We start from the raw sequence: 23,375 nt of genomic DNA on the forward strand, positions 1-23,375 counted from the left end.
TGCCCCTTTATCCGCTTTGGTGATCCATAGTGGAGGGGCAGCGATGCGTAAAGGCTTTAGGCGCTGAGCAGCTTTGGCAGCAGCCCTGCGGCCACATCGCGTGGATGGGCGAGCGCTGCACGATCCTCTCCGGGATGAAAGCGCGCGCGCGTGGCTGTGGACATGGCGGGTGGAACTTCGACAAGAACGCGCGGGCCTGTGTTGGTGCTCTCGCGCGCCCAAGAACGCGCCAGTGTGATCTGCGCCGCTTTAGAGGCCGCATAACAGCCATGGAACTTGTCGCCCGTGGTCTGATCGTCAAAGAACATTGCCGTGCCGCTCGCACCAAGCAAAGGAGCGATATAGGGAATAAGAGTGCCCATGGAGGTCGCGTTGATCGACATGGATTTCGCCCAATCCTTTGGGTCGATATGTGCGGCGGGCGTTAGGGGCGCGGCATGCACCGCGCAATGCACCCACAGGTCAATGCTGCTCCAACGATCATAGATCGAGCGGCAGAGCTGCGCCATCGCGCCCTCATTGGTGATGTCCATCGGCGCAAGCGTGGCTTGGCCACCTGCCGCCTGAATGCGGTCGTCAAGGTCTTCGAGCGCGCCGGTGGTGCGCGCCACTGCGACGACATGATGCGAAGCGGCGAGCGCCTCCGCGATTGCAAACCCAAGGCCGCGCGATGCGCCTGTGACCAGTGCTATTTTGCTCATGTTGGATGCCTCCGGCGGCGATATTTCTAGAAAGAGGAAGGGGCTGCGTTACTCTGCGGCCTTCAACTCGAACCCTTTGGTGATTTGATCTGTTGGCTTGACGGGGTAGTCGCCCGAGAAACACGCATCGCAATATTGCGGGCATTTGGCATTGCGCCCCTCGGCCTCGCCCACGGCGCGGTAGAGCCCGTCGAGCGAGATGAATTTGAGGCTGTCCACGGCAAGGTGCACGCGCATTTCTTCTTCCGTCATCGTCGCCGCCAGAAGTTTTTCGCGCTGCGGTGTATCGACGCCGTAAAAGCACGGCCATGCGGTCGGGGGCGAGGCAATGCGGAAATGCACTTCGGCGGCGCCAGCATCGAGGATCATTTCCTTGATCTTGCGCGAAGTCGTGCCGCGCACAACACTGTCGTCCACAAGGATCACCCGTTTGCCTCTTATCAGCGCGCGGTTCACGTTGAGTTTCAGGCGCACACCCATGTTGCGGATGGATTCCGTTGGCTCGATAAACGTGCGGCCCATGTATTGATTGCGGATGATGCCCATCGCATAAGGAATGCCGCTTTCCTGGCTAAAGCCGATCGCCGCTGGCGTGCCGCTGTCTGGCACAGGGCAGACGAGATCCGCATCCACGGGGCTTTCCTTGGCCAGCTCAACGCCAATCTGGCGGCGCGTTTCATAGACGGATTTCCCGCCGATAATACTGTCAGGTCGCGAGAAATAAACATGTTCAAAGATGCAAAAGCGCGAGGCTTGGCGGCGGAACGGGAAATGGCTCTCGACGCCGCCCGATGCAGTGATCACCACCATTTCACCCGGTTCAATCTCGCGTACATATTCCGCGCCTATGATATCGAGTGCGCAGGTTTCCGAGCTAAGAACCCAGCCGTTTCCTTCCAGCTTGCCGAGCACGAGAGGGCGCACGCCAAGCGGATCGCGCACTCCGATCAATTTGGTGCGCGTCATCGCAACGATAGAGAAGGCCCCTTGCACGCGGCGCAAAGCATCTTCCATGCGCTCGGGAATATTGCGCTGCAGGCTGCGCGCCATGAGGTGAATGATACACTCGCTATCGGACGAGCTTTGAAAGATCGAGCCGCGCTCGATCAGCTCTTTGCGCAGCTCGTCGGCATTGGTGATGTTGCCGTTATGCGCAATTGCCGCGCCGCCCATGGAAAACTCGCCGAAAAACGGCTGTACGTCGCGAATGACCGCGCCTTTGGAGCCAGCGGTGGAGTAGCGCACATGCCCGATTGCAAGCGGACCGGGGAGCGTTTCCATCAGGGAGGCTTTGGTGAAATTATCGCGCACATAGCCAAAACGGCGGGCCGAGTTGAACCCTTGCTCGGGATCATGGCTGACGATGCCACCCGCTTCTTGCCCGCGATGTTGCAGCGCATGCAGGCCAAGGGCGACGAAATTGGCTGCATCGCTTGCGCCAACGACGCCGAAAACGCCGCATTCCTCCTTTAGCTTGTCACCATCCGCATCGTCACGCGTATAGTCGAAGTCAAAAGGATGGGCGGGCGGCATTTTACGCATCACGAGTTAGCTCCGAATCCGAACCTGGGGCAGTTGCGCCTGTCTTAGAGGGTCGGCGCAGACATGTCACCAATTCATAAGAGCGTCGGGCCTGCGTTACTCTGGCGCGCCGCAGGTGCCGACGAGTTGTTCGTACTGCGTCGTGATCCAGCCAAGTGCTTGCTCTGGATTACGATCCTCGATCTGACCGGTCATGCGTGCAAAAACCTTGGCAGAGCGGCTCTCGTCTACCATTGTTATCTCTTGCTGCGTGATCACTGTGTCATAGACGAAGAAAGCGACAGCAATCAAAAGGATGCCCCGCAGAACGCCGAAGAAAAAGCCAAAGCCCTGATCTATCCCGCCAAGCGCGGAGCGCTGCACGAGCGAGGAAAACAGCGGCGTGAACAGCGAGGTCACAATTAATGCAATGGCAAAGACCACGGCAAAAGCGGCGATGATCGCCAATTCGCAGCTGTCGGCTAGAAACTCGCCGATCACGGGGATCTCCTTGACCAGCGGTTCGACTTGCGGCGCGAACATGAACGCGAGGAACGCAGCGGCGATCCAGCCAGCGATCGCCATGGCTTCGCGCACGAAGCCGCGCGAATAGGCAAGCAGCGCGGAGAGCACGATGATTACCGCGACGACTCCGTCAATAATGGTAAAACCTTCCATAGGTCCGCTCGCCTTCCAATTTATGATGGCGCGTTAACCTGCGCCGAATACATCACCCACAAAAGCCGTCAGATCGCTCATTTGATTGAGCGTGATTCCGTCGACCTTCACACCTTTACCACCCGCAGGGGCAAGTGCGCCTGTAAAACCAAGTTTTTGCGCTTCCTTCAACCTATTTTCCGATTGCGGGGCAGGGCGCAGCGCCCCTGACAGGCTGATTTCGCCAAACACCACAGTCTCAGCGGGTAAAGCGGCGTCTTCTCGCGCACTTAAAAGTGCAGCGGCGACGGCAAGATCGGCCGCTGGCTCTGAAATTTTCATGCCGCCTGCTACGTTGAGATAGACATCAAGCCCCGTGAAGGGGATGCCGACGCGCGCCTCGAGTACCGCGAGAATCATCGCAAGGCGTCCCCCGTCCCAGCCCACGACCGTGCGGCGTGGCTGGCTATGGGGCGAGGGGGCGACCAGCGCTTGCAGCTCGACCAGAACCGGGCGCGTGCCCTCGACACCTGCAAAGACCACAGAGCCGGGCGAGGGCGTGCCGCGTTCGCTCAGGAACAGCGCGGAGGGGTTGGTGACCTGCGCCAGCCCCATGCCCGTCATCTCGAACACACCGATTTCATCGGAGGGGCCAAAGCGGTTCTTGACCGCGCGCAAAATGCGGAATTGATGCCCGCGCTCACCCTCGAAATAAAGTACGGTATCGACCATATGCTCGACGACGCGAGGCCCTGCGATCTGGCCATCTTTGGTGACGTGGCCCACAAGGATCACCGCCATGTTGCGCCGCTTGGCGAAACTGGTCAGCTCATGGGCGGCTGCGCGCACCTGAGCTACAGAGCCGGGGGCAGAGCCGACGCTGTCGGACCACATGGTCTGGATCGAATCGATGATTGCCAGTTGCGGATTTTCGATTTCCAGCGTCGTCAGGATATCGCGTAAATTGGTTTCCGCAGCCAGTTGCACAGGCGCGTTTGTGAGGCCAAGGCGCTGCGCACGCATGCGGATTTGCGCGCTGGATTCCTCGCCCGAGACATAGATTGTCTTGAGGCCCATATTGGCGAATTGTGCGGCGGCCTGTAGCAAAAGTGTGGACTTTCCGATCCCCGGGTCCCCGCCGACAAGCGTGGCAGAGGCGGGTACCAATCCACCGCCGAGCACGCGGTCAAGCTCGTTGAGGCCGGAGAGCGTGCGCGCGGGCGGGGCTTCTTCGGTGCTGAGGTCGGTAAGTTGCACCGCGCGTCCGCGCACCGTACCAAGGCCCGCTTTTGCAGGGCCGCTGCTGCTAAGGCCGGCATCCTCGACGATGGAATTCCACGCGCCGCACGCCTCGCAGCGCCCTGACCATTTCGAGGTGATGTTTGCGCATTCGTTACAAGAGAATGAAGGTTTTTTAGCCATACTGTCTTTTGGCCGAGTGCAACCGCCGCGTCAATTGGATGTTCTCATCTTGTTCCGCTTTTTTGTAAGCATTCCCAAGGCCAATTGCAGCAAAATACAGCCCGAGAACAGATAAAGCCCCCAAGCTGTCTCGATCCGCCCGACGCCGATGCCTTTGGAGACGGTGATATAAACCGCGATCAAGAAGATATCCGCCATAGCCAGTTTGCCAAGGATCGCCAGCGCAGGCAGGGCGCGCGCGCTGAGCAGATCGAAATGCACCAAGGCCAACCCGAGCGTTTTCACATAAGGCGCGAACAGCGCAAAGAAGGTAACGAGCAGCGCAAGAAAAACATCACTGCTCCAAAGGCTTTGCAGCCCTGAAATTATGCTTATTTCGCTAAGGCCGAACAGGGGTAAAATCCCGGCGCGCATCAAGGGGGCGAACCATGCGACTGGAAAGGCGATCAGCAGCGCGAGGTTGAGCAGTTTGAGCAATTTCATAGTTGCGTGATCGCCCAAAGCCCGAAAAAGCCGAGCGCGGCGATCAGGTGCAGCGCATCCAGCGCCCACCAGCGCCGTCCCTGCATGCGCCACGACAGCGCGAACAGGAACGTCACGGCCACAGGCAGCGCCATGCCCGATCCTGCAGTGATCACGCCCTGGTTGATGATCTGCGATGCGAGGCGCGCGATGTCTGTTCCGCTCAAACTGGCGAGGGGCGGCACATATTTCGCGGCGATCCCGACAAACGCGATCGTGAAAGCGCCAAGCGCCGCAATACGCGAGGGGCCTTTGGCGCTGAAGACGCGGATCAGGGCCAACGCGCCGATGAATTCGATATATAGGAAAGTCTTGATCATCAAGAATGTGAGGATCGTGTAGTTTGGCTCGAAAAGCGTGCTGAAATTGCTCACGTGCAGGTCGCCTCGATTATGCCTACTGAAACCAAGGTGGCGGTAAATGCAACGCGTTGCAAGTGGGGAGGGACTTCGAATTTCCGAGAAAATTCGTGCGCGCAGTTCAGCGCACCGATTCAATCGGCCCGTTTGCGCGTCCATGAATGAATTGATCCAGATAGGGATCGCCTGCATTGTCCATATCGCCTACGGGGCCGGTCCATTGGATAACTCCGTCGTGCAACATCGCCACATGATCGGCGATCGCGCGTACAGAGCTCATGTCATGGGTAATCGTCATTGCGGTCGCGCCCATTTCCACCACGATTTCGCGGATCAGATCGTTGATCACGCCCGACATGATCGGATCGAGGCCCGTTGTCGGCTCGTCGAAAAAGATGATCTCCGGCTCGGCGGCAATCGCGCGCGCAAGGCCGACGCGCTTTTGCATGCCCCCCGAAAGCTCCGCAGGCAGGCGATCGGCGACATCCGCCTTGAGACCCACGCGGCGCAGTTTTTCAATTGCAATCTCGCGTGCTTCGTCCTTGGGCCGCTTCAGCGCGCCGCGCATCAAACGGAATGCAACATTCTGCCAGACGGGCAGGCTATCGAACAAGGCGCCGCCCTGAAACAGCATCCCGAAGCGGGCGAGAAAGGCATCGCGCTCGGCTTTGGCGGCGTCCTGACCATCGACCATAATCACGCCGCTGTCGGGCGTCACGAGGCCAAGTACGCATTTTAACGCCACGGATTTTCCCGTGCCGGAACCGCCGATAATCACCATCGACGTGCCGCGCGCGATCTCCAGATCGACGCCGCGCAGGACGTGGTTGTCGCCGAAGGATTTTTTGACATTAGAGAGCGTGATCATACCGAGAAGAACACCCCCGTCAGAACGAAATTCGCGGCCAAAATCAAGATCGCTGCCGCTTCGACCGAGCCTTTGGTCGCAGCGCCCACGCCTTGCGCGCCGCGCCCCGAGTTCATGCCGTAATAGCAGCCCATGAGCGTTGCAATCACGCCAAATACCGCGCCCTTGGCAAGGGACGAGAACACATCCCGTAGCTCCAGAAAGTCAACAGTGTTCACTATGTAGGTCGAGGCGTTGAAGCCCAGCGTGCCCGTCGCCACTGCATATCCGCCCAGGATACCGATAATATCGCCAACGCCCACCAAGATCGGCACGCAGATCAAGCCTGCCAACACGCGCGGCACCGTGAGGTATTGCATTGGATGGGTCGAAAGCGTGACAAGCGCGTCAATCTGCTCGGTCACTTTCATCGTCGCGATTTCAGCGGCAATGGAGGAGGTCACGCGCGCCGCAATCATCAAGCCGACCAAAACGGGGCCAAGTTCGCGCACCATGCCGATGGCGACAATCTGCGGCACCACGGCCTCGGCATTGAAGCGTGCGCCGCCCGCGTAGATTTGCAAGGCCAGCGCGCCGCCCGTGAAGATCGCGGTGAGGCCGACAACGGGTAGGGATAGCCATCCCACTTGCATCAGCGCAATGCCAAGTTCCTTGACATAAAAGGGGCGGCGAAACATGTGGCGCAGTGTGCTGAATCCGTAGATTGAAATGCGCCCGAGCGCCGCGAGCATGCCAAGCGTTGCAGCGCCAAGCACTGCGAGGGGATTAAGCAGCAGGCTCATCCCACGTACCGCCGCGCATAGCGCGCGCCGAGCGAGGTCAGGATTTCATAGCCGATCGTGCCGGCATTGCCCGCCAGCGTGTCCACCGATTGGTGCGGTCCGATCACTTCAAGCGCGCCGGGCATCTCGCGTGCGTCAGTGACGTCGACGCAAATGCTGTCCATCGATATGCGCCCCGCGATGGGGACGGGCGTGCCATTGGCAAATAGCTGCGTCTTTGGCCCCAGCGCCCGCAAAATGCCATCCGCATAGCCGCTCGAGACCGTCGCAATCCGGCTGTCACGCGCTGCGATCCATGTGTTGCCATAGCCAACGCTTTCCCCCGCCAGCACGTCGCGGGTCTGGATCACCGGTAGATGCAGCGACACCGCAGGCGCGGCGTCGAAGAACGGCAGCCCGCCATAAAGCCCGATGCCGGGGCGGGTCACGTCGAAATGATACTCGCGCCCCAGCAAGATCCCCCCCGTCGCCGCCAGCGAGCGGGGCGCGTCAATGCCATCGCTCATCTCGTGAAACGCCGCCAGTTGCCGCGCGTTCATCTCGTGCTCGGGCTCGTCCGCGCAGGCCAGATGCGACATGATCAGCTTCGGCCCCTGCGGCACGACGAGCGAGCGCACTGCGCTCCACTCGCCCGCTTCCATGCCAAGGCGGTTCATGCCCGTATCAAGCTGAATGCCAAAGGGCGTGCCGGGCAGCGCTTCGAAATGGCGCAGCATCTGATCGATGGAACTTAGAAGCGGGATCAGTGCCAGATCGGCGATCGTGTCGGTATCGCCAGACATATGCCCCGAGAGCACGTAAATCTCCGGCTCCGGCCCCAGCGCTTGACGGATATCCGCGCCTTCCTCTGCAACGGCGACGAAGAATTTGCGCGCACCGCTCTGTGCAAGGCGGCGCGCGGCGCGCCCGATGCCGGTGCCATAGGCGTCGGCCTTCACGACCGCGCCTGTTTCGGCTGTACTCATCGCGTCGAGGGCAGACCAGTTCGCAGCCATCGCGCCCAGATCGATTGTTAAAGTGCCTGTGCTCATCCCTAAGGTGTTTCGCACGGCAGGCTCGCGCGTCAAGAGTAAAAGCTGCGGCGCTTACGGCTCTCGGGCAATTGGGCACAGGCCGCGGCTGCAATTTATCCAAGCATCCGGAATCAGAATACTCGGGATACTGCATGGAAAGCACCAAGTTGGTGATGAGGGCCGCGCCTGCCTCATTGTCCTACCCATTTCGGCTCAGTCAGCTTATGCGTCTGTACCGGCCGGCTTGTGGGCGTCATAGCTGGCTTCCAGTTCAGAGCGCAAAAATGCCCCGAAATTCAGTGGCTCGAACTTTGGCGCGCCAATCAGCGGCGCGATATCCGCACTCACATTTGGATCATAAAAGAAGGGACAGGAATAGCGCTCGCGCCCCGTTTTGTTGATCACGCGGTGCGGCGTCGAGCGCAGCGCGCCGTTCGACATCCGGTGCAGCATATCGCCTACATTTACCACAAAGGCATCTGCGCGCGGCGGCACGTTGATCCAAGTGCCCGCAGGCGATAGAACCTGCAAGCCGCCTACATCGTCGGTGGCCAGAAAGGTCAACGCGCCGAAATCCGTGTGCGGCGCAGAGCCGTAGAGATCGTCGGGCGCGCTTTCGGGCAGGGGCGGGTAGTGCAAAAGGCGCAGCCATGTGGTTGGCGGCGCGAACATCTGCATCGCCGTGTCTTGCGCGCCAAACGCGCGCAAAGCGATACGCAGCGTGCGATCCGCCAGCGCGCACATCTCGCTGTTGTAGCGCTCCAGGGTTTTGCGAAAACCGCTGAGTTCGGGCCATTTGTTCGGCCCCGACAGATATATCGCCGGATCAATCGCCGCGTCCTCGCGCATCATCATAAAGCTGGCCGATTGGTTGGGCTTGGTCACGTTTGCCAGTGTCGTGGTCACATCGGTGGAGGTGTCGATCCCGATATAGCCGCGATGGGTGTGATCGACCTTGATCCGTTGTTTTTTCGCCATATCCAGCGCATGAAAGCGGCGCGAGGCGTCAAACAGTGCTCTGCGCAATTCAGCCGAAATACCATGCCCGACGAGATAGGCAAAACCCACCTCGCTATAGGCTTTGAAAAAGGCGCGCTCGATATCGGGGGCGTTCAGATCAAGGACGGGAATGCTGTTCATCAGGCGCTCGGGAGTTGCTGGGTGGCACAGTGAATACCGCCGCCGACTTCGCCAAGCGCATCGACGTTCAGGGTCACGATCTCACGCCCCGGATAATGGCGCACAAGCGCTTCGCGGGCGATTTCGTCAGTCTCGGCATCTCCAAACTGCGCCGCGATCACGGCGCCGTTACAGGCATAGTAGTTGGCGTAGGAGGCAACGAATTCGACGTCTTTCACGCGCCGATAGCTTGGCTCTGGAATGACCTCCAGATCGACCCCTGCCGCCTTCAGATTGTCGTAGGTCTCATAGGCGGCCACGTGGAACGGGTCCTCCCAATCAGGATTGTCGCTCAGGTTGATCAACACGCGGTTCGGCCCTGTGAAACGCGCAAGGGAATCGATATGATAATCGGTGATATCCTCGCCGCGCACGCCCTGCGCCCAGATCATCCGCTCTGCGCCAAAGGCTTTGAGCAGACGGCGCTCTACCTCTGCGCAGCTAAGACCGGGATTGCGGTTTTCGTTCACCCAAGAGCTTTCATGCGCCATCAACAGCCCATGCCCGTCATGTTCCACGCCGCCCGCTTCGCCAAAGAGACCGCTGTCCAGAAGATCAAAGCCGAGGCGGTTTGCAATGGCACCAGCGAGAGCGCCGTCGTGCGTGTGAACCTGTTTGTTGCCCCAGCCGTTGAATTTGATGTGACTCACCACGCGGCTTGATCCACGGTGCGCCACAAGCGGCCCTGCATCGCGCGCCCAAAGGTCGTCAGTGGGGATATCCCAAAGCGTGACCTTAGCGCTTAGCATTTGCTTTGCCCGCGCTTGATCACTTGGCGCAGCCAATAGGATCACCGGCTCGAAAGCGGCGATCGTATTGGCGATATCGGCGATGGTGCTCTGCAAGATATCAAGGAACGCGCGCTCTGGATGCACTGCGCGGCTCGCGGGCCACATCATGAACGTCGCTTCATGGGGGCCGTCTTCGGGGCGCACATGCAAAGGTTGGCTGGCCATAGCGGACCTCGCAAAGGGTAGGGCTGCGCTGGCGGCTAGGAAATGACGTCGTTTCATAAAACCCCTCCCACTGGCGCTTTTGCAAAGCTATGCTAGCGTGGCATTCAAAAGCGTGCGCCGCAAGAAAATTGGCGCGGGGCGAGGAGGTATCGGATGACACGGCTTGCGATCTTGATGCGTCACCCCTGCATTGTGCTCATGACGGGCGTTTGCGGGTTTGGTGCGATTGTGCTCGGTCTGTTTGGCCCGCTTTGGGCATGGGGTTTCGTGCCGCTGGGGATCGTGGCGCAATATCTCAACGAGTATAATTTGCACCGCCACATTTTTCACCTTGCGCCGCCGCAGCGGCAATGGGCCTTCGATCTGCTCTACCGCGCGCATTACGGGCATCACGACTTCCCCACCAACGAGAAGTTGTTCTTCGTGCCGATCTGGGTGGCGTTGCCGATGCTTGCGTTCAACTTCCTCGCGCTTTGGGGCGTTCTTGCGCTGTTTGGCGTGGCGTCTGCGCTCTGGATCGCGATCGCCATTGTGCCTGTAGGCGGCGTTGCGACGTTTCTCGGCTATGAGTGGTTCCACATGAGCGCGCATCTCAATATTCCGAAAGGAGCCTTGGCGCGCCGCGTCACAAGGCTTCACAACCAGCATCACTTTCGCGACTTTTCCAAATGGTTCCATGTCTCGCCGGGCGGGGAGATTATCGACCGCGCACAGGGCACGGCGATTGCGCACGGCGCGCTTAAAGCGCAGCAGCGTATGGAGTTTATCCGAACACTGGGACTGCGCCCTGATGACCCACGTCTGGTGTCCGCGCGGATGCGCTTTGCCGCAAAATATGGGCTTGGCGCTGATGAGATCGCACAAGCGGCACGGCGCTAGCGCTTTCTTGGAAAGAAAGCGCCGCGAAAGCCATCAAGGGGTTCGGTTAGCTGCGCGGTTATCTAGAAGCTCGTGTCGTCATTGCCGACCTGCCATGATTTCGCAAGGTTTCCAAAGCGGGTGAATTGGGCTTCAAAGCTCAGCTCGACATTGCCAATCGGGCCGTGGCGCTGTTTGCCAATGATCACATCCGCCTTGCCATGCAAGCGCGCCATTTCGTCCTGCCATGCAGCCATCGCCTCAAGGTTATTGTCGTCAGGCTTTTCGCGCTCTTTGTAATACTCGCCGCGATACACGAACATCACCACATCCGCATCCTGCTCAATCGAGCCGGATTCGCGCAAATCCGAAAGTTGCGGGCGCTTGTCTTCGCGGTTCTCGACTTGGCGCGACAACTGCGACAGGGCGATCACCGGGATTTGCAATTCCTTAGCAATCGCCTTGAGGCCCATGGAAATCTCGCCAATCTCCTGCACGCGGTTCTCTGACGTACCGCGCACCAGCTGAAGATAATCTACGATGAGCACATCAAGCCCGTGGGTCCGTTTGAGGCGGCGCGCACGCGCGGAGAGTTGGGCAATCGGGATCGCGGCTGTGTCGTCGATATAGAGCGGGCAGGCTTCCAGCTCTTTGGCGGCCTCGACAAAGCGGCGGAATTCGAATTCTTCCATATCGCCTTGGCGAATCTTGTGCGACGAAATTTCAGAAGCCTCGGATAGGATACGTCCTGCAAGCTGCTCCGCGCTCATTTCCAGTGAGAAAAAGCCGACCACTCCGCCATCCACTGCGCCCTCTGTGCCATCGGCGAGTTTGCCGTGGCGAAAGGCTTTTGCGACGTTGAACGCAATGTTTGTGGCAAGCGAGGTTTTACCCATGGACGGGCGACCCGCGAGAATTAGAAGGTCGGATTTGTGCAGGCCACCCAGCATCTTGTCCAGATCGACAAGGCCGGTAGAAATGCCCGCCATGCCGCCGCCGCGCTCGTAGGCGGCGTTGGCGACGTTCACCGCATCGGTGATCGCGCGCAAGAAAGATTGAAACCCACTATCCGCGCTGCCCTTTTCCGCCAGCTTATAGAGCGCTTGCTCTGCCTCGACGATTTGCTCGGCTGGCTCGGAAGCCACATCAACATGCGCGGCTTTGGCAGCAATGTCGCGGCCAAGCCCCATAAGTTCGCGGCGGATCGCAAGGTCATAGATGATCTGCGCATAATCGCGCGCGGCAAACGCGGAAATCGCAGCGCCCGCAAGGCGCGCGAGGTACGTGGGGCCGCCGAGTTCCTTGAGGCCTTCATCATCCTCCAGAAACGCCTTGAGCGTGACAGGAGAGGCGAGGTTGTTCTTTGAAATACGCGCTGCTGCGACCTCATAAATACGCTGGTGCACGGGGTCATAGAAATGACGTGGCAGGATAATCGACGCGACGCGGTCATAGATGTCGTTATTGGTCAGGATCGCGCCCAAGAGCTGCTGCTCTGCCTCGATCGAGTTGGGCATGGTTTCAGCGGCGGCAATATCCACCTGCGTTTGATTGATCGACGCAATTTCGTTCATAACTCACCTTCGATATCCCGAGTGATCTGATACAAAAACCAGCGCGGGACATGCAAATTGTATGTTTCTGTGGATAACCTACTTGTGGGTGAAGTTCCACAAGATATTGGGTTTTCGCCTGTGTTGCCCGCTAGATGATGCAAAAGAAAAAGGGCGCGGCAAAGCGCGCGCCCTGATCTGCAATCGGGATCGGACCTAGCCCTTTTTGTTGGCCTCTTGCCAGGCGCGCGGATCATTGAGGAAGGCCTCGACGGCGTCCAAAGTGGCGGTATCAAAGGTATTTTGCGCCTTGGCCTCGGCCAGAACATCCCACCACGTGCACAGATGATGCAGTGTGACGCCGTGATCGCCGAGCGTCTTTTCGGTTTCGGGGAAAATATCGTAATAAAAGATCACAGCGGTATGGGCGCAGGTGGCCCCGGTTTCGCGAATCGCATCGACGAAGCTAAGTTTGGAGCCGCCGTCAGTCGTGAGGTCTTCCACCAGCAGCACGCGCTGGCCCTCACTCATATCGCCCTCGATGCGTGCGCCGCGCCCGTAGCCCTTGGGCTTTTTACGCACATAAGTCATGGGAAGCGCCATACGCTCGGCCACGAGTGCCGCAAAAGAAATGCCTGCGGTTTCTCCGCCTGCGATATTGTCGAACGCCTCAAAGCCCGCATTGCGCATGACGGTGACGGTCATGAAGTCCATCAGCGCCGAGCGGATACGCGGGTAGGAGTTCGGTTTGCGGCAATCAATATAGGTCGGACTGGGCAGGCCGGAGGCGAGAATGAACGGCTCGGCAGCATTGAAATGCACCGCCTTGATTTCCAGCAGCATGCGGGCTGTGAGACGGGCGATTTCTTCGCGGGGGGGATAGCTAGATGGGATCATGATGTGGCTCGTTTTGTGAGTGCGGGGGCGAGAGGGCCAGCCCTCTCGCGCTCTCCCGAGGTATTTTTAGACCGAAGAAGGCAAGACCGACCAATTCAGGGGGAAGCCGGGGTCGAAGACCGTGACCTCGCCAACGCCGGTGATGATTTTCTCGGGGTAGCTGGCGGGCGTTCTGCGCAGGGTGATGGTGTCCTGATTGACGGGCAGGCCGTAGTGCGCGGGGCCATTGAGAGAAGCGAAGGCTTCCAGCTTGTCGAGCGCGCCCGCAGCCTCGAACACCTCGGCAAGGATCGACATGGTGTTGGTCGCGGTGAAGCAGCCCGCGCAGCCGCAAGCGTTTTCCTTGAGATCATCGGAATGGGGTGCGCTATCAGTGCCAAGGAAGAAGCGCGCCTCGCCAGACGTAGCGGCCTCCACCAAAGCGAGGCGATGCTCTTCGCGTTTGGCGACGGGCAGACAGTAGTAATGCGGTTTGATCCCGCCCACGAGGATGTGGTTGCGGTTGATTACAAGGTGATGCGTGGTGATCGTGGCGCCGAGGCTGTCATCCTGCGCGCGCGCGTAATCGACCGCGTCCTTGGTGGTGATATGTTCCATCGTGACCTTGAGGCCCGGGGTCGCGCGGCGCAGCGGATCGAGGATTTTGTCGATGAACACAGCCTCGCGGTCAAAGATGTCAACGTCGTGATCGGTGACTTCGCCGTGTAGGCACAGTGGCAGGCCGATCTCGGCCATAGCGTCCAGCACAGGCTGCACGCGCGCAAAATCGCGCACGCCGCTGGCGGAATTGGTCGTCGCGCCTGCGGGATAGAGTTTCACCGCTTTGATAAGACCGCTCGCATGGGCGGCGCGCATATCGTCCGGATCGGTGTCTTCCGTCAGGTAGAGCGTCATCAGCGGCTCGAACATCATACCATCGGGCAAAGCGGCCAAGATGCGCGCTTGATATGCCAGCGCATCCGCGCCTGTGACCACGGGGGGCACAAGGTTGGGCATGATGATGGCACGCGCGAAATGGCGGGCAGTTTCCGGCAGCACCGCGCGCAGCATATCGCCGTCGCGCAAATGAAGGTGCCAGTCGTCGGGGCGGCGGAGTGTGAGGCTATCTGTCATGCCCGCTCGCATACACCGCCCCTTGTGGTTTGCGCAAGTCTGCGGCGGGCTGTAGAACAGAGTGCATAGTACGCTGGGAGCATCGGGTAGACCCGGAGGGAGTGTCGGTATGATCGTGACGTTGATTGCAGGGTTCTGTGTCGGAGTATTCTTCGGGCAAGCAAGCGTGCGCATCGGCGATCTGCTTGCGAAAGCGGGCATCACCCTAGGCGCTGAGGAAATCACGCTGGCCAGTTTCGCGCTTTGCCTTGCAGGGGTTGCGATGATCTTGCTGTTGATCGGGGTCGACAGCTATCCGGTCTTGCTGTGCCTGTCTGCGGCGATTGGCGTGGCGCGCAAGCCACTGCTCGCGCGTATCACCGGAAAATAGGCAAGGAGAATAGACCGCGACAGAGGCAGCGCGCATGCCGGCCTTAACTTGTCGGAGCGCTGGTTTCTGCAGCTTGCAAGGCGGCAATCTGCTCGCCGCGTTTCTTGAAGCGCGGCGCATTCAGCGCCTTAGCAGCATGATCGCAGATTGCCCGTGCAAGGCTCCAGCGTTTCGCATCTTCCATATCACCTAAGATAGCGCGCAAATAGTTGCGATCCATGCGGCGCTGGCGGTGCAATCTGTAGAACTCGGCTGACACATTCTCGCCCGCGCCAATCGCGCCAAGCAGGGCATAAAGGATATCGAGGCGCATCATCTGGATATCGAGCGCTGCCCCGAAATAGGGCATACGCAGTTTGTCCACGTTAGAGCGCGTGAATAGCGCGGCGTGCATCGCGTCCATCTCGACCCGTGGATCGTAGATCACCGTCGCACGCTCTGCTGCGTCAAGCATGTCGGGCGCATAGCCATAGCGGTCCGTAAAGCTGATCCGGCGCATGCGGCGAAACCGCTCGTCCCACTCGCTGACGCGTGGATCTAGCGTGGCTTGCGGGCTCAGGGCCAGAACCTGTGCGCCGGGCGCTGCAACCGAATAGGCGCAGGCGGCATAACCGCATGATCCTGCGCCATAAAAGATAACCTGTTCGAAATCCTCGAAAAAGCCGTCATCTATCAGGCGGTCGAAATAGCGGTAAACTGCCGGATCGCGAAACCAAGTCTGGCCCTCGCAAAAGAAACTCAACAGCGACCAACCTTCTTCGCGTACCATCTCGAAACCCACAGGATGCGCTTCGCTGCTTGTCGATTGCACTGACTGCAACGTCTCGAACGTCACCAGCAGGGTTTTGCCTGCGTCGATGAACGCTGCGTTATGGCGTGCGCTTAGGGGTTGGAAATATCCGGCCTCGTCGGCAATATCTTCGAGCGCGGACAGCCAGGCTGCGCCGGTTTGCCCGGCCAGCGATTGATCCAGCATATGAAGTGGCTCTTGCATCGACTTAGCTCCTGCACGTCTCGAAACGGCCCGTCTTTTGCGGACCTCTTGCTGGCAATCTGCCTGCGAATTGGGGCAGGATTGGGAAAATGGCGTGCTCATGTCTTGGCAGGGGGCTTTGCGAATCGATGGAAAAGGAACAGGCGATGGACAGTATTGACGATGTGCAAAAGGCGCTGGGCAGCGCCGGATACGTCTGCGGGCGCGATCTTGCGACGGTAGTATTTCTGTCCCTGCGTCTCGGGCGGCCATTGTTTCTTGAGGGCGAGGCGGGCGTCGGCAAAACCGAAATCGCCAAGGCGCTCAGCATCGCGCTGGGCCGCAAGCTGATCCGCCTGCAATGCTATGAAGGGCTCGATGCCTCCAGCGCAGTCTATGAGTGGAACTTTGCCGCGCAGATGATCGCCATTCGCAGCGCCGAGGCCACAGGCGGCGTGGATCGCAAATCTCTCACTTCTGATCTGTTTTCCGAAGAATTCCTGATCGAACGCCCGCTCCTTGATGCGATGCGCCCGCAGGCAGGCGGCGCGCCTGTGCTCTTGATCGACGAGTTGGACCGCACCGATGAGCCATTCGAGGCGTTCCTTCTGGAAGCTCTAAGCGATTTTCAGGTCACTATCCCCGAACTCGGCACGATCAAAGCGCCTGAGCCGCCCATCGTGATTCTGACATCAAATCGCACCCGCGAAATCCACGATGCGCTGAAACGCCGCTGCCTTTATCATTGGGTGGACTACCCCAATTTCGAGCGCGAAATGGAAATCCTCACCGCCAAAGCGCCCGAAGCCAGCGAAAACCTGTCGCGCGAAATCGTCGCTTTCGTGCAAAGGTTGCGCACAGAAGACCTGTTCAAGAAACCGGGCGTGGCGGAAACCATCGACTGGGCCAAATGCCTGCTCGCGCTCGATGTACTGACCCTCAGCCCCGAAGTCATTGCCGACACGCTTGGGGCGATCCTGAAATACCAGGATGACATCGCGCAATTGCAAGGCTCGGAAGCCAAACGCATCTTGGATGATGCCAAACAATCCTTGGAAACCCTCTAATGCTTCTTTGGTCCAGAAATACCTCACGGGGGTCTGGGGGTGTGAAACCCCCAGCCTCGATCCATGGTTGAACACATTCCTCTTGAACTCCCCGAAAACCCGCGCTTTGCGGCAAATATTACCTATTTTGCGCGCGCACTTCGCAAGGCTGGTCTGCCCATCGGTCCGGGCCGCGTCATCGACGCGATCCACGCGGTCGAAGTGGCAGGCTTCACCGACAGGCGCGATTTTTTCTGGACCTTGCAAGCCTGCTTCGTAAGCCGCCCTGAACACCGTGCGGTCTTCTCCCAGGTCTTCCGGCTCTACTGGCGCGATCCGCGTTTTATGGAGCACATGATGGCGATGATGCTCCCTGCGATCCGGGGCGTGCAGGAGGAAAAGCCAGCCAAAGCAGCGGAAAAGCGCGCCGCCGAGGCGCTGCTTGACGGTGCCAACCGCGACGCGCCACAGCCCGAGAGCGCTGAGGACGAGGGCACCGAGATCGAGATCGACACATCGCTCACCATGTCCTCCGAAGAACGTCTGCGCTCCCTTGATTTCGAGCAGATGAGCACCGACGAAGTGGCGCAGGCCAAACGCATTCTCGCTCAGCTCAAACTCCCTGTTGCGCCCCTGAAATCGCGCCGCCTGCGCAGCGATGCCTCCGGCTCCAGCATCGACTTTGCCGCCACCATGCGCGCCTCCATGCGACGCGGCGGCGAAATTCAATCGTTGTCTAAACAATCGCGCCGCATCCGCTGGCCCAACCTCGTGGTGCTCTGCGATATTTCCGGCTCCATGAGCCAGTATTCCCGCCTCGTGCTGCATTTCCTGCACGCGGTGTCCAACGACAAAGGCGCAGGCTGGGCGCAGGTCCACGCCTTCACCTTTGGCACCCGCCTCACCAATATCACCCGTCACCTGAAGCAGCGCGATGTGGACGCCGCGCTTGCTACCGCGGGCGCAGAGGCGCAGGATTGGGAGGGCGGCACGCGTATCGGCGAGTGCATCGAGCGTTTCAACAAGGACTGGTCGCGCCGCGTTCTGGGGCAGGGCGCGCTGGTACTGCTCATCACTGACGGCCTAGATCGCGGCGAACCCGATCGCCTTGCCGCGCAAATGCAGCGCCTGCATCTGTCAAGCAAACGGCTGATCTGGCTCAACCCGCTGCTGCGCTGGAGCGAATTTGCCCCCAAGGCCCAAGGCATCCGCGCCATGCTCCCGCACGTCGACAGTTTTCGCGCGGGCCACTCCATTGCCTCTCTGGAGGATTTGGCGCAGGCTCTCTCAAACGCAAATGACACAGGTGAAAAGTCCCGCCTGATGCGCGCGATATCCATGGAGCAAACCAAATGAGCGAGCCGACATTCGATCTGATCCCCGAGCAGGCCCTCGCGTGGCATCGCGCGGGCACGGGCGCGGCGCTTGCCACGGTGATCGAGACATGGGGCAGCGCCCCGCGCCGCGTCGGCAGCCAGCTCGCGATTAACGGGCAGGGCGAGATTGTCGGCTCGGTTTCGGGCGGCTGCGTCGAGGGCGCGGTGATCGTTGACGCCATTGAAAGCATTGCCATGGGCGATGCGCGCGAGTTGGAATTCGGCGTCTCTGATGGTGATGCTTTCGCCGTTGGCCTTGCCTGCGGGGGCACAATCCGCATCCTGATCGAACCCGTTGGCGCGGTTCTGCCCGAGCAAATGCTTGCCGATCTGATCAGTGCACGCGCCGCCCGCCAGCCCGTCGCTTATGATGTTGATCTCGCCACAAACACCCGCGCGCTGCATATGAACGGATTCACCCAGCGGTTCGCCATGGACCGCTCCGGTTTTGAGGAGGGCACACGCCGCTTCATTGCCATTCACAATCCGCCCCTGCGCATGATCGTTGTCGGTGCGGTCCATATCGCGCAGGCGCTCATGCCTATGGCACAAATGGCAGGCTACGATCCCGTGCTGCTTGATCCGCGTGATAGTTTCGCAAGCGCGGCGCGCTTTCCGGGGCAGCGCATTCTGAACGACTGGCCCGCAGACGCCGTTGCAAAGATTGGCCTCGATACGCGCACCGCCCTTGTATTGCTTACCCATGATCCCAAGCTCGACGATCCCGTCCTTGAAATTGCCCTACGCTCGGATGCCTTCTACATCGGAGCTTTGGGGTCCAAACGCACCCACGCCAAACGTGCCGCGCGCTTGGAAGAGGCCGGGTTTACCTCCGTTGACATCGCCCGCATCCATGGTCCTGTGGGCCTCGACATTGGCGCGTCCAGCCCCTCGGAAATTGCGGTTTCGATCATGGCGCAAATCACCCAAGTGCTGCGCAAGGGCCACCCGTGAAGTTCGGCCCGATTCCGTTAGAGGCGGCCCTCGGCTCCATCCTCGCCCATTCCGTCAGCCTTGAAGCGGGACGTTTGCGCAAAGGCGTTATTCTCGAGGAGCACCATATAAACCAGCTCAAAAAGGCGGGCCTGAACGAGGTCACCGCTGCGACGCTAGAGCAGGGCGATGTCGAGGAAAACGAGGCCGCCCGCCGCCTTGGCGCGGCGCTGCTTGCTGGCACCACGGGCCTATACGCGACACAGGCCGCTACAGGCCGCGTCAATCTTATCGCCGACGGACCGGGCCTTGCGCTCCTTGATGTTGCGCGCGCCACCGCACTCAATGCGGTGAACCCGATGATATCTTTTGCAAGCGTGCCGGCGCATCACCAGATGCACGCAAAGGGCATGCTTGGTACCGTCAAAATTATCTCCTACGCGGTTCACGAGGACGATCTCGCTGCGGCCTGCGCCCATGCGCGCGGGGCTCTGCGCCTTGCGGTCCCGCGTCACAACACAGTCACGCTGATTGTCACGCAAATCAATGAAAACACAGATGAAAGCAAGGCGATCAAAGCCACTGGCGCGCGCCTCGCTGCGCTCGAAAGCCCTTTGATAGAAACCCTGATTTGCGCCCATAATACGGATGCGCTGACCCAAAGTATCCGCGCGGCGCGGGGCGAGGTGATCCTCATTCTCACAGGCTCGGCTACTTCTGATCCCCATGACGTTGCGCCAATGTCATTGATGCTTGCAGGCGGCACGCTTACCCGTTTTGGCATGCCGGTCGATCCCGGCAATCTGCTGTTTCTGGGCGCGCTCGCTGGCAGGTCGGTGATCGGCCTTCCGGGTTGCGCGCGCTCCCCTGCGCTCAATGGCGCGGACAAAGTGCTCTCGCGCGTGCTCTGCGGCGTTGACGTCACCAGCGCGGATATTGCCGGTATGGGGGTCGGGGGGCTGCTCAAAGAAATTCCGACGCGGCCAAGGCCGCGCAGCGCTTAATCTGGCTTGCGCGCAATAAAATCAAGGAGCGCGGACAGGCCCACATGCGCAGAGCCGGAGCGCTGCTCGGCCTCATATTCTTCGCGCGCGAGGATATCACAGCCTGCGAAAATTTCATCAAAATCCTGCGCGGTGTACATGTTTTCCACAAAGGGCGGACCGCCGGTGTCGAAGTCCAACTGCTTTGGCGTATAACCGTGGATCATCACGAGCCCGCCGGGCTTGGTCGCGGCCAGCATATTGCGCCATAAAATATCGCGCTGCGCAGGTCCGACAAACTGAAAGAATAGCCCTAGCGTGATGTCATAGGCCTCGTTCGGCCAGTCCCACTCAAAAAGATCGCTTTGGATGAACGTCGGTGAGGTGCCGTTCTCTGCCGCCAGCTTTTGCGCTTTAGCCACGGCAGAGGGGGCAAACTCGACGCCCGTCACCTCCAGGCCGCGTTTTGCCAAATGCACCCCGTTGCGCCCCTCGCCCTCAGCGATGGAGAGCACCGATTGTCCCGCCTCAAACAGCGCCGCGTGCTTCAACAAAAATGGCACCGGCTCCGTTCCAAACAGATAGCCCTCTTGCGCGAAACGTTTTTCCCACATGCCCGTTTTCCCTAACTGAAAAAGGCCCGACAGACATGTCAGGCCTTTAAATTTAAATGCAATCACACAGCGTTATCTAGGCAGCGGCCCGATCAACATCACCATCTGGCGACCTTCCATTTTTGGAAAGTTCTCCACGCGGCCATGCTCTTTGGTGTCGGCCGCAACACGCTCGAGCAGTTCGCGGCCAAGGTTCTGGTGCGCCATCTCGCGGCCGCGGAAACGCAAAGTGACCTTCACTTTATCGCCGTTCTCCAAGAACTTATAGACGTTGCGCATCTTGACTTCATAGTCATTGGTATCCGTGTTGGGACGGAACTTGACCTCTTTGATCTCGATGATCTTCTGCTTTTTGCGCGCTTCGGCTTCGCGTTTCTGGGTCTCGTATTTGAACTTGCCGAAATCCATGATCTTGCACACCGGCGGGTTCGCGTTGGGCGAGATTTCCACCAGATCGAGGCCGGCTTCTTCAGCCATAACCAATGCTTTGGCCGGATGGATGACACCGACATTCTCGCCGTCCGCACCAATCAGGCGAATCTCGGGAGAGCGGATTTTGTCGTTGACGCGTGGTCCGGTGTCGCGCTGTGGCGGCGCATTATGAGGTCTGCGGGCTATGGGATTTATCCTTTGATAGCTTTAAAATCAGGCCTTCAAGGTACAGGCAGCCGCGCCTCTCTTCAAGCGCCAAATGGGCAAAACTGCGCTCATTTCACGTGTTTTCCCCGTGTTGCTGCCGTGGTTTCCCCTTGCGTCCAAGCCTTTTTGCGCCCATCTCGCGATTGCAGCATTCTGGCAGATGCGCCGGAAGCAAAAGTTTATCTCTAAGGGGAGAGATCCATGAAAAATTTGATCTGGGTTGGGATCGCAGCGCTCGTACTGGGCGGTGGTTATATGCTCTACTCCAACAACGCCGCCGAGCAGGCCGCAATTGTTGAAGCAGAAGCCGCGAAAGCCGCCGAAGCGGCCGCGATTGTCGAAGCCGAGGCTGTGAAAGCCGCTGAAGCGGCCAAGATGGCCGAAGAAGAAGCCGCCGCGAAGCTCGCGCAAGAGGCCAAGATGGCCGAAGAAGCGGCTGCTGCTGCTGCGGAAGAAGCTGCCGCCGCCGCAAAACTGGAAGAAGAAGCCGCTGCAGCTGCCGCCAAGCTGGAAGAAGAAGCCGCCGCCGCTGCCGCTGTTGCAACCGAAGAGGCCGCCGCAGCCGAAGCGGTAACTGAAGAGTTGAGCGAAGAAGCTGCCGCTGTTGCAACAGAAGCGGCTGCCGCAGAAGCCGCTGCCGCTGCTGAAGCCGCTGCCGCTGCTGAAGCCGCTGCCGCTGCTGAAGCCGCCGCCGCTGCTGAAGCCGCCGCAGAAGCCGCCGCCGCTGCAACCGAAGAGGCCGCTGGCGGCATCGCCGATCTGCTGACACCCGAAGGGTTTAGCATGGATAAGGTCGCCGAAATGATTGATGGATCCGAGCTTGGCATGGTTCAAAAGACCACGCTGAAGGCGGCGTTGAACGGTGCCAAGGACAATCCTGACCTGCTCAAAGGCGTTCTTGATCAGATCAAAGGCGCGCTTGGCATGTAAGCCATTCGCCCTTTCGCGAAAACGATCAAACCTCGCTCGTAAGGGCGGGGTTTTTTCTTGTCTGGGCACTGCCGCTCAGGCTTGCTCTGTCGGTGGGTCTTTCAAACATCAGCGGCGCAGTGTGCGCGGGAAAAGGCGCGCAGTGCCACTATGTGATGGGCGATTTGACCGTGAGTTTTAAAAGTTAACAATCTGTTAATAAACAGGAATTGTTTCGCGCGCGAAACAAAATCCGTCCGCGCGCAAGCGAGCTGATCAATCCAGAAATGCTTTCTCGACCACATATTGCGCAGGCTTGGAATTGGCACCTTCCTCCAGTCCTGCAGCCTCAAGCATCGCTTTCAGCTCAAGGTTGAACGCAAGGTTGCCGCAGATCATCGCGCGGTCATTTTGTGGGCAAAGCGGCTCCACTCCAAGCTCCGCATAGGCCTCGCCAGAGTTGATCAGATCAGTAATCCGGCCCATCTTTGCGCTCTGCTCGCGCGTGGTCGTAGGGTAGTATTTGATCTTCTTCCAGAACCCCTCGCCAATCACCTCGTTGAGCATTTCGTCATGCTCCAAGGCCTCGATCAACTCGCGCCCGTACGTCAGCTCTCCGGCGGTGCGGCAGGTGTGGGTGATGATAACCTCATCATAATCCTCGTAGGTTTGCGGTTCGCGCAAAAGCGACGCGAAGGGCGCGAAACCCGTGCCCGTTGCAAAGAACCAAAGCCGCTTTCCGGGGATCAGCGCGTCATGCACCAAAGTGCCAACCGGCTTGGGGCGCATGATAATTTCATCGCCGACTTTGATGTGCTGCAAACGCGAGGTCAAAGGCCCGTCGGGCACCTTGATGGAATAAAACTCCAGTTCTTCGTCCCAAGACGGCGAAGCGATCGAATAGGCACGCAAAAGCGGTTTCGCCTTGCCGGTTTTCTCGTTCACATCGCCCATAAGGCCGATCATCACGAACTCGCCCGAGCGAAAGCGCATTGACGCGGGGCGCGTCATGCGGAACGAAAACAGCCGGTCGGTCCAATGGGTCACCTGCGTGACAGTCTGCGCGTCGGGCAAGGTCGGTAGTTTGGGCGTTGCTATGTCACTCACGGGCATCATCTCATTCATATGCGT

Annotated in this window: 26 protein-coding genes; 8 read left to right on the top strand and 18 right to left on the bottom strand. The window is 59.5% G+C overall.

The window, feature by feature from the left end; translation table 11 throughout:
• Window positions 1-56: 56 nt before the first annotated feature.
• The 11 genes from B9P63_RS13550 to B9P63_RS13600 form a co-directional block, all read right to left on the bottom strand.
• The gene (locus B9P63_RS13550) at window positions 57-701 is read right to left on the bottom strand and encodes an SDR family NAD(P)-dependent oxidoreductase (protein WP_085309713.1); all 645 of its coding nucleotides are present in this window, start codon (window positions 699-701) and stop codon (window positions 57-59) included.
• A gap of 48 nt (window positions 702-749) precedes the next feature.
• The gene (gene purF / locus B9P63_RS13555) at window positions 750-2,234 is read right to left on the bottom strand and encodes an amidophosphoribosyltransferase (RefSeq protein WP_085310043.1); all 1,485 of its coding nucleotides are present in this window, start codon (window positions 2,232-2,234) and stop codon (window positions 750-752) included.
• 105 nt (window positions 2,235-2,339) lie between these two features.
• Window positions 2,340-2,900: a CvpA family protein gene (locus tag B9P63_RS13560; protein ID WP_085309715.1), complete on the bottom strand. Its 561-nt coding sequence runs from the start codon at window positions 2,898-2,900 to the stop codon at window positions 2,340-2,342.
• Window positions 2,901-2,933: 33 nt separating this feature from the next.
• Entirely contained in the window at window positions 2,934-4,301 is a 1,368-nt protein-coding gene (gene radA / locus B9P63_RS13565) for a DNA repair protein RadA (protein WP_085309717.1), read from the bottom strand.
• A 30-nt stretch (window positions 4,302-4,331) separates the two neighbouring features.
• Window positions 4,332-4,778 (bottom strand): paraquat-inducible protein A, encoded by a 447-nt coding sequence (locus tag B9P63_RS13570; protein WP_085310045.1) that lies wholly within the window; start codon window positions 4,776-4,778, stop codon window positions 4,332-4,334.
• 2 nt (window positions 4,779-4,780) lie between these two features.
• Complete coding sequence (locus tag B9P63_RS13575) at window positions 4,781-5,197, bottom strand: hypothetical protein (protein ID WP_085309719.1); 417 nt, start codon at window positions 5,195-5,197, stop codon at window positions 4,781-4,783.
• A gap of 106 nt (window positions 5,198-5,303) precedes the next feature.
• Window positions 5,304-6,050 carry an ABC transporter ATP-binding protein gene (locus B9P63_RS13580; RefSeq protein WP_085309720.1) on the bottom strand — a complete coding sequence of 249 codons (747 nt, stop codon included), beginning with the start codon at window positions 6,048-6,050 and terminating at the stop codon, window positions 5,304-5,306.
• Window positions 6,047-6,832, bottom strand: a complete 786-nt coding sequence (locus B9P63_RS13585; protein ID WP_085309722.1) for an MlaE family ABC transporter permease — start codon at window positions 6,830-6,832, stop codon at window positions 6,047-6,049. The genes B9P63_RS13580 and B9P63_RS13585 overlap by 4 nt, the downstream gene beginning before the upstream one ends.
• Window positions 6,829-7,863 (bottom strand): alanine racemase, encoded by a 1,035-nt coding sequence (gene alr / locus B9P63_RS13590; RefSeq protein WP_085309724.1) that lies wholly within the window; start codon window positions 7,861-7,863, stop codon window positions 6,829-6,831. The genes B9P63_RS13585 and alr overlap by 4 nt, the downstream gene beginning before the upstream one ends.
• A gap of 204 nt (window positions 7,864-8,067) precedes the next feature.
• Window positions 8,068-8,985, bottom strand: a complete 918-nt coding sequence (locus B9P63_RS13595) for an isopenicillin N synthase family dioxygenase (protein WP_085309726.1) — start codon at window positions 8,983-8,985, stop codon at window positions 8,068-8,070.
• Window positions 8,985-10,037 (bottom strand): agmatine deiminase family protein, encoded by a 1,053-nt coding sequence (locus B9P63_RS13600; RefSeq protein WP_085309728.1) that lies wholly within the window; start codon window positions 10,035-10,037, stop codon window positions 8,985-8,987. Before B9P63_RS13600 ends, B9P63_RS13595 begins: the two co-directional genes overlap by 1 nt.
• Window positions 10,038-10,133: 96 nt before the next feature.
• Here B9P63_RS13600 and B9P63_RS13605 point away from each other — a divergent pair, with 96 nt between their 5' ends.
• Window positions 10,134-10,859: a sterol desaturase family protein gene (locus tag B9P63_RS13605; protein WP_085309730.1), complete on the top strand. Its 726-nt coding sequence runs from the start codon at window positions 10,134-10,136 to the stop codon at window positions 10,857-10,859.
• 62 nt (window positions 10,860-10,921) lie between these two features.
• Here B9P63_RS13605 and B9P63_RS13610 read toward each other — a convergent pair whose 3' ends face one another.
• The 3 genes from B9P63_RS13610 to pyrC all read right to left on the bottom strand — a co-directional run bounded on the left by B9P63_RS13610 (window position 10,922) and on the right by pyrC (window position 14,401).
• Window positions 10,922-12,412: a replicative DNA helicase gene (locus B9P63_RS13610; protein WP_085309732.1), complete on the bottom strand. Its 1,491-nt coding sequence runs from the start codon at window positions 12,410-12,412 to the stop codon at window positions 10,922-10,924.
• Window positions 12,413-12,607: 195 nt separating this feature from the next.
• Window positions 12,608-13,288, bottom strand: a complete 681-nt coding sequence (locus tag B9P63_RS13615) for an orotate phosphoribosyltransferase (RefSeq protein WP_085309734.1) — start codon at window positions 13,286-13,288, stop codon at window positions 12,608-12,610.
• A gap of 66 nt (window positions 13,289-13,354) precedes the next feature.
• On the bottom strand, window positions 13,355-14,401 hold the full coding sequence (gene pyrC, locus B9P63_RS13620; protein ID WP_085309736.1) for a dihydroorotase: 1,047 nt from the start codon (window positions 14,399-14,401) through the stop codon (window positions 13,355-13,357).
• 109 nt (window positions 14,402-14,510) lie between these two features.
• Between pyrC and B9P63_RS13625 the strand changes: the two genes are divergently transcribed.
• A complete protein-coding gene (locus tag B9P63_RS13625; RefSeq protein WP_085309738.1) occupies window positions 14,511-14,771 on the top strand; it encodes a hypothetical protein in 261 nt (86 codons plus the stop codon).
• A gap of 43 nt (window positions 14,772-14,814) precedes the next feature.
• On the opposite strand, the gene B9P63_RS13630 is transcribed toward B9P63_RS13625, so the two are convergent.
• Entirely contained in the window at window positions 14,815-15,765 is a 951-nt protein-coding gene (locus tag B9P63_RS13630) for a phosphoadenosine phosphosulfate reductase (RefSeq protein ID WP_085309740.1), read from the bottom strand.
• A 146-nt stretch (window positions 15,766-15,911) separates the two neighbouring features.
• On the opposite strand from B9P63_RS13630, the gene B9P63_RS13635 reads away from it, so the two are divergent.
• The 4 genes from B9P63_RS13635 to B9P63_RS13650 all read left to right on the top strand — a co-directional run bounded on the left by B9P63_RS13635 (window position 15,912) and on the right by B9P63_RS13650 (window position 20,103).
• On the top strand, window positions 15,912-16,811 hold the full coding sequence (locus tag B9P63_RS13635; protein ID WP_085310047.1) for an AAA family ATPase: 900 nt from the start codon (window positions 15,912-15,914) through the stop codon (window positions 16,809-16,811).
• Between the two features lie 63 nt (window positions 16,812-16,874).
• Window positions 16,875-18,146, top strand: a complete 1,272-nt coding sequence (locus tag B9P63_RS13640) for a vWA domain-containing protein (RefSeq protein ID WP_085309742.1) — start codon at window positions 16,875-16,877, stop codon at window positions 18,144-18,146.
• Complete coding sequence (locus B9P63_RS13645; RefSeq protein WP_085309744.1) at window positions 18,143-19,120, top strand: XdhC family protein; 978 nt, start codon at window positions 18,143-18,145, stop codon at window positions 19,118-19,120. Before B9P63_RS13640 ends, B9P63_RS13645 begins: the two co-directional genes overlap by 4 nt.
• Window positions 19,117-20,103 (top strand): molybdopterin-binding protein, encoded by a 987-nt coding sequence (locus tag B9P63_RS13650; protein WP_085309746.1) that lies wholly within the window; start codon window positions 19,117-19,119, stop codon window positions 20,101-20,103. Before B9P63_RS13645 ends, B9P63_RS13650 begins: the two co-directional genes overlap by 4 nt.
• Here B9P63_RS13650 and B9P63_RS13655 read toward each other — a convergent pair.
• Window positions 20,100-20,696 carry a class I SAM-dependent methyltransferase gene (locus B9P63_RS13655; protein WP_085309748.1) on the bottom strand — a complete coding sequence of 199 codons (597 nt, stop codon included), beginning with the start codon at window positions 20,694-20,696 and terminating at the stop codon, window positions 20,100-20,102. The two genes, B9P63_RS13650 and B9P63_RS13655, sit on opposite strands and share 4 nt — an antisense overlap.
• Window positions 20,697-20,768: 72 nt before the next feature.
• Entirely contained in the window at window positions 20,769-21,251 is a 483-nt protein-coding gene (gene infC / locus B9P63_RS13660) for a translation initiation factor IF-3 (protein WP_342743603.1), read from the bottom strand.
• On the opposite strand from infC, the gene B9P63_RS19430 reads away from it, so the two are divergent.
• Both B9P63_RS19430 and B9P63_RS13665 read left to right on the top strand, forming a co-directional pair.
• On the top strand, window positions 21,192-21,524 hold the full coding sequence (locus tag B9P63_RS19430) for a hypothetical protein (protein ID WP_245830674.1): 333 nt from the start codon (window positions 21,192-21,194) through the stop codon (window positions 21,522-21,524). The genes infC and B9P63_RS19430 overlap by 60 nt on opposite strands.
• 12 nt (window positions 21,525-21,536) lie before the next feature.
• Window positions 21,537-22,265 carry a hypothetical protein gene (locus B9P63_RS13665; protein ID WP_085309752.1) on the top strand — a complete coding sequence of 243 codons (729 nt, stop codon included), beginning with the start codon at window positions 21,537-21,539 and terminating at the stop codon, window positions 22,263-22,265.
• A 255-nt stretch (window positions 22,266-22,520) separates the two neighbouring features.
• Here the strand turns inward: B9P63_RS13665 and B9P63_RS13670 are convergent, their stop codons facing one another.
• Window positions 22,521-23,369: a ferredoxin--NADP reductase gene (locus B9P63_RS13670; protein WP_085309754.1), complete on the bottom strand. Its 849-nt coding sequence runs from the start codon at window positions 23,367-23,369 to the stop codon at window positions 22,521-22,523.
• Window positions 23,370-23,375: the final 6 nt, after the last annotated feature.

This window comes from Planktotalea arctica, from assembly GCF_002105285.1.
In the GTDB taxonomy this organism is placed as follows: domain Bacteria; phylum Pseudomonadota; class Alphaproteobacteria; order Rhodobacterales; family Rhodobacteraceae; genus Planktotalea; species Planktotalea arctica.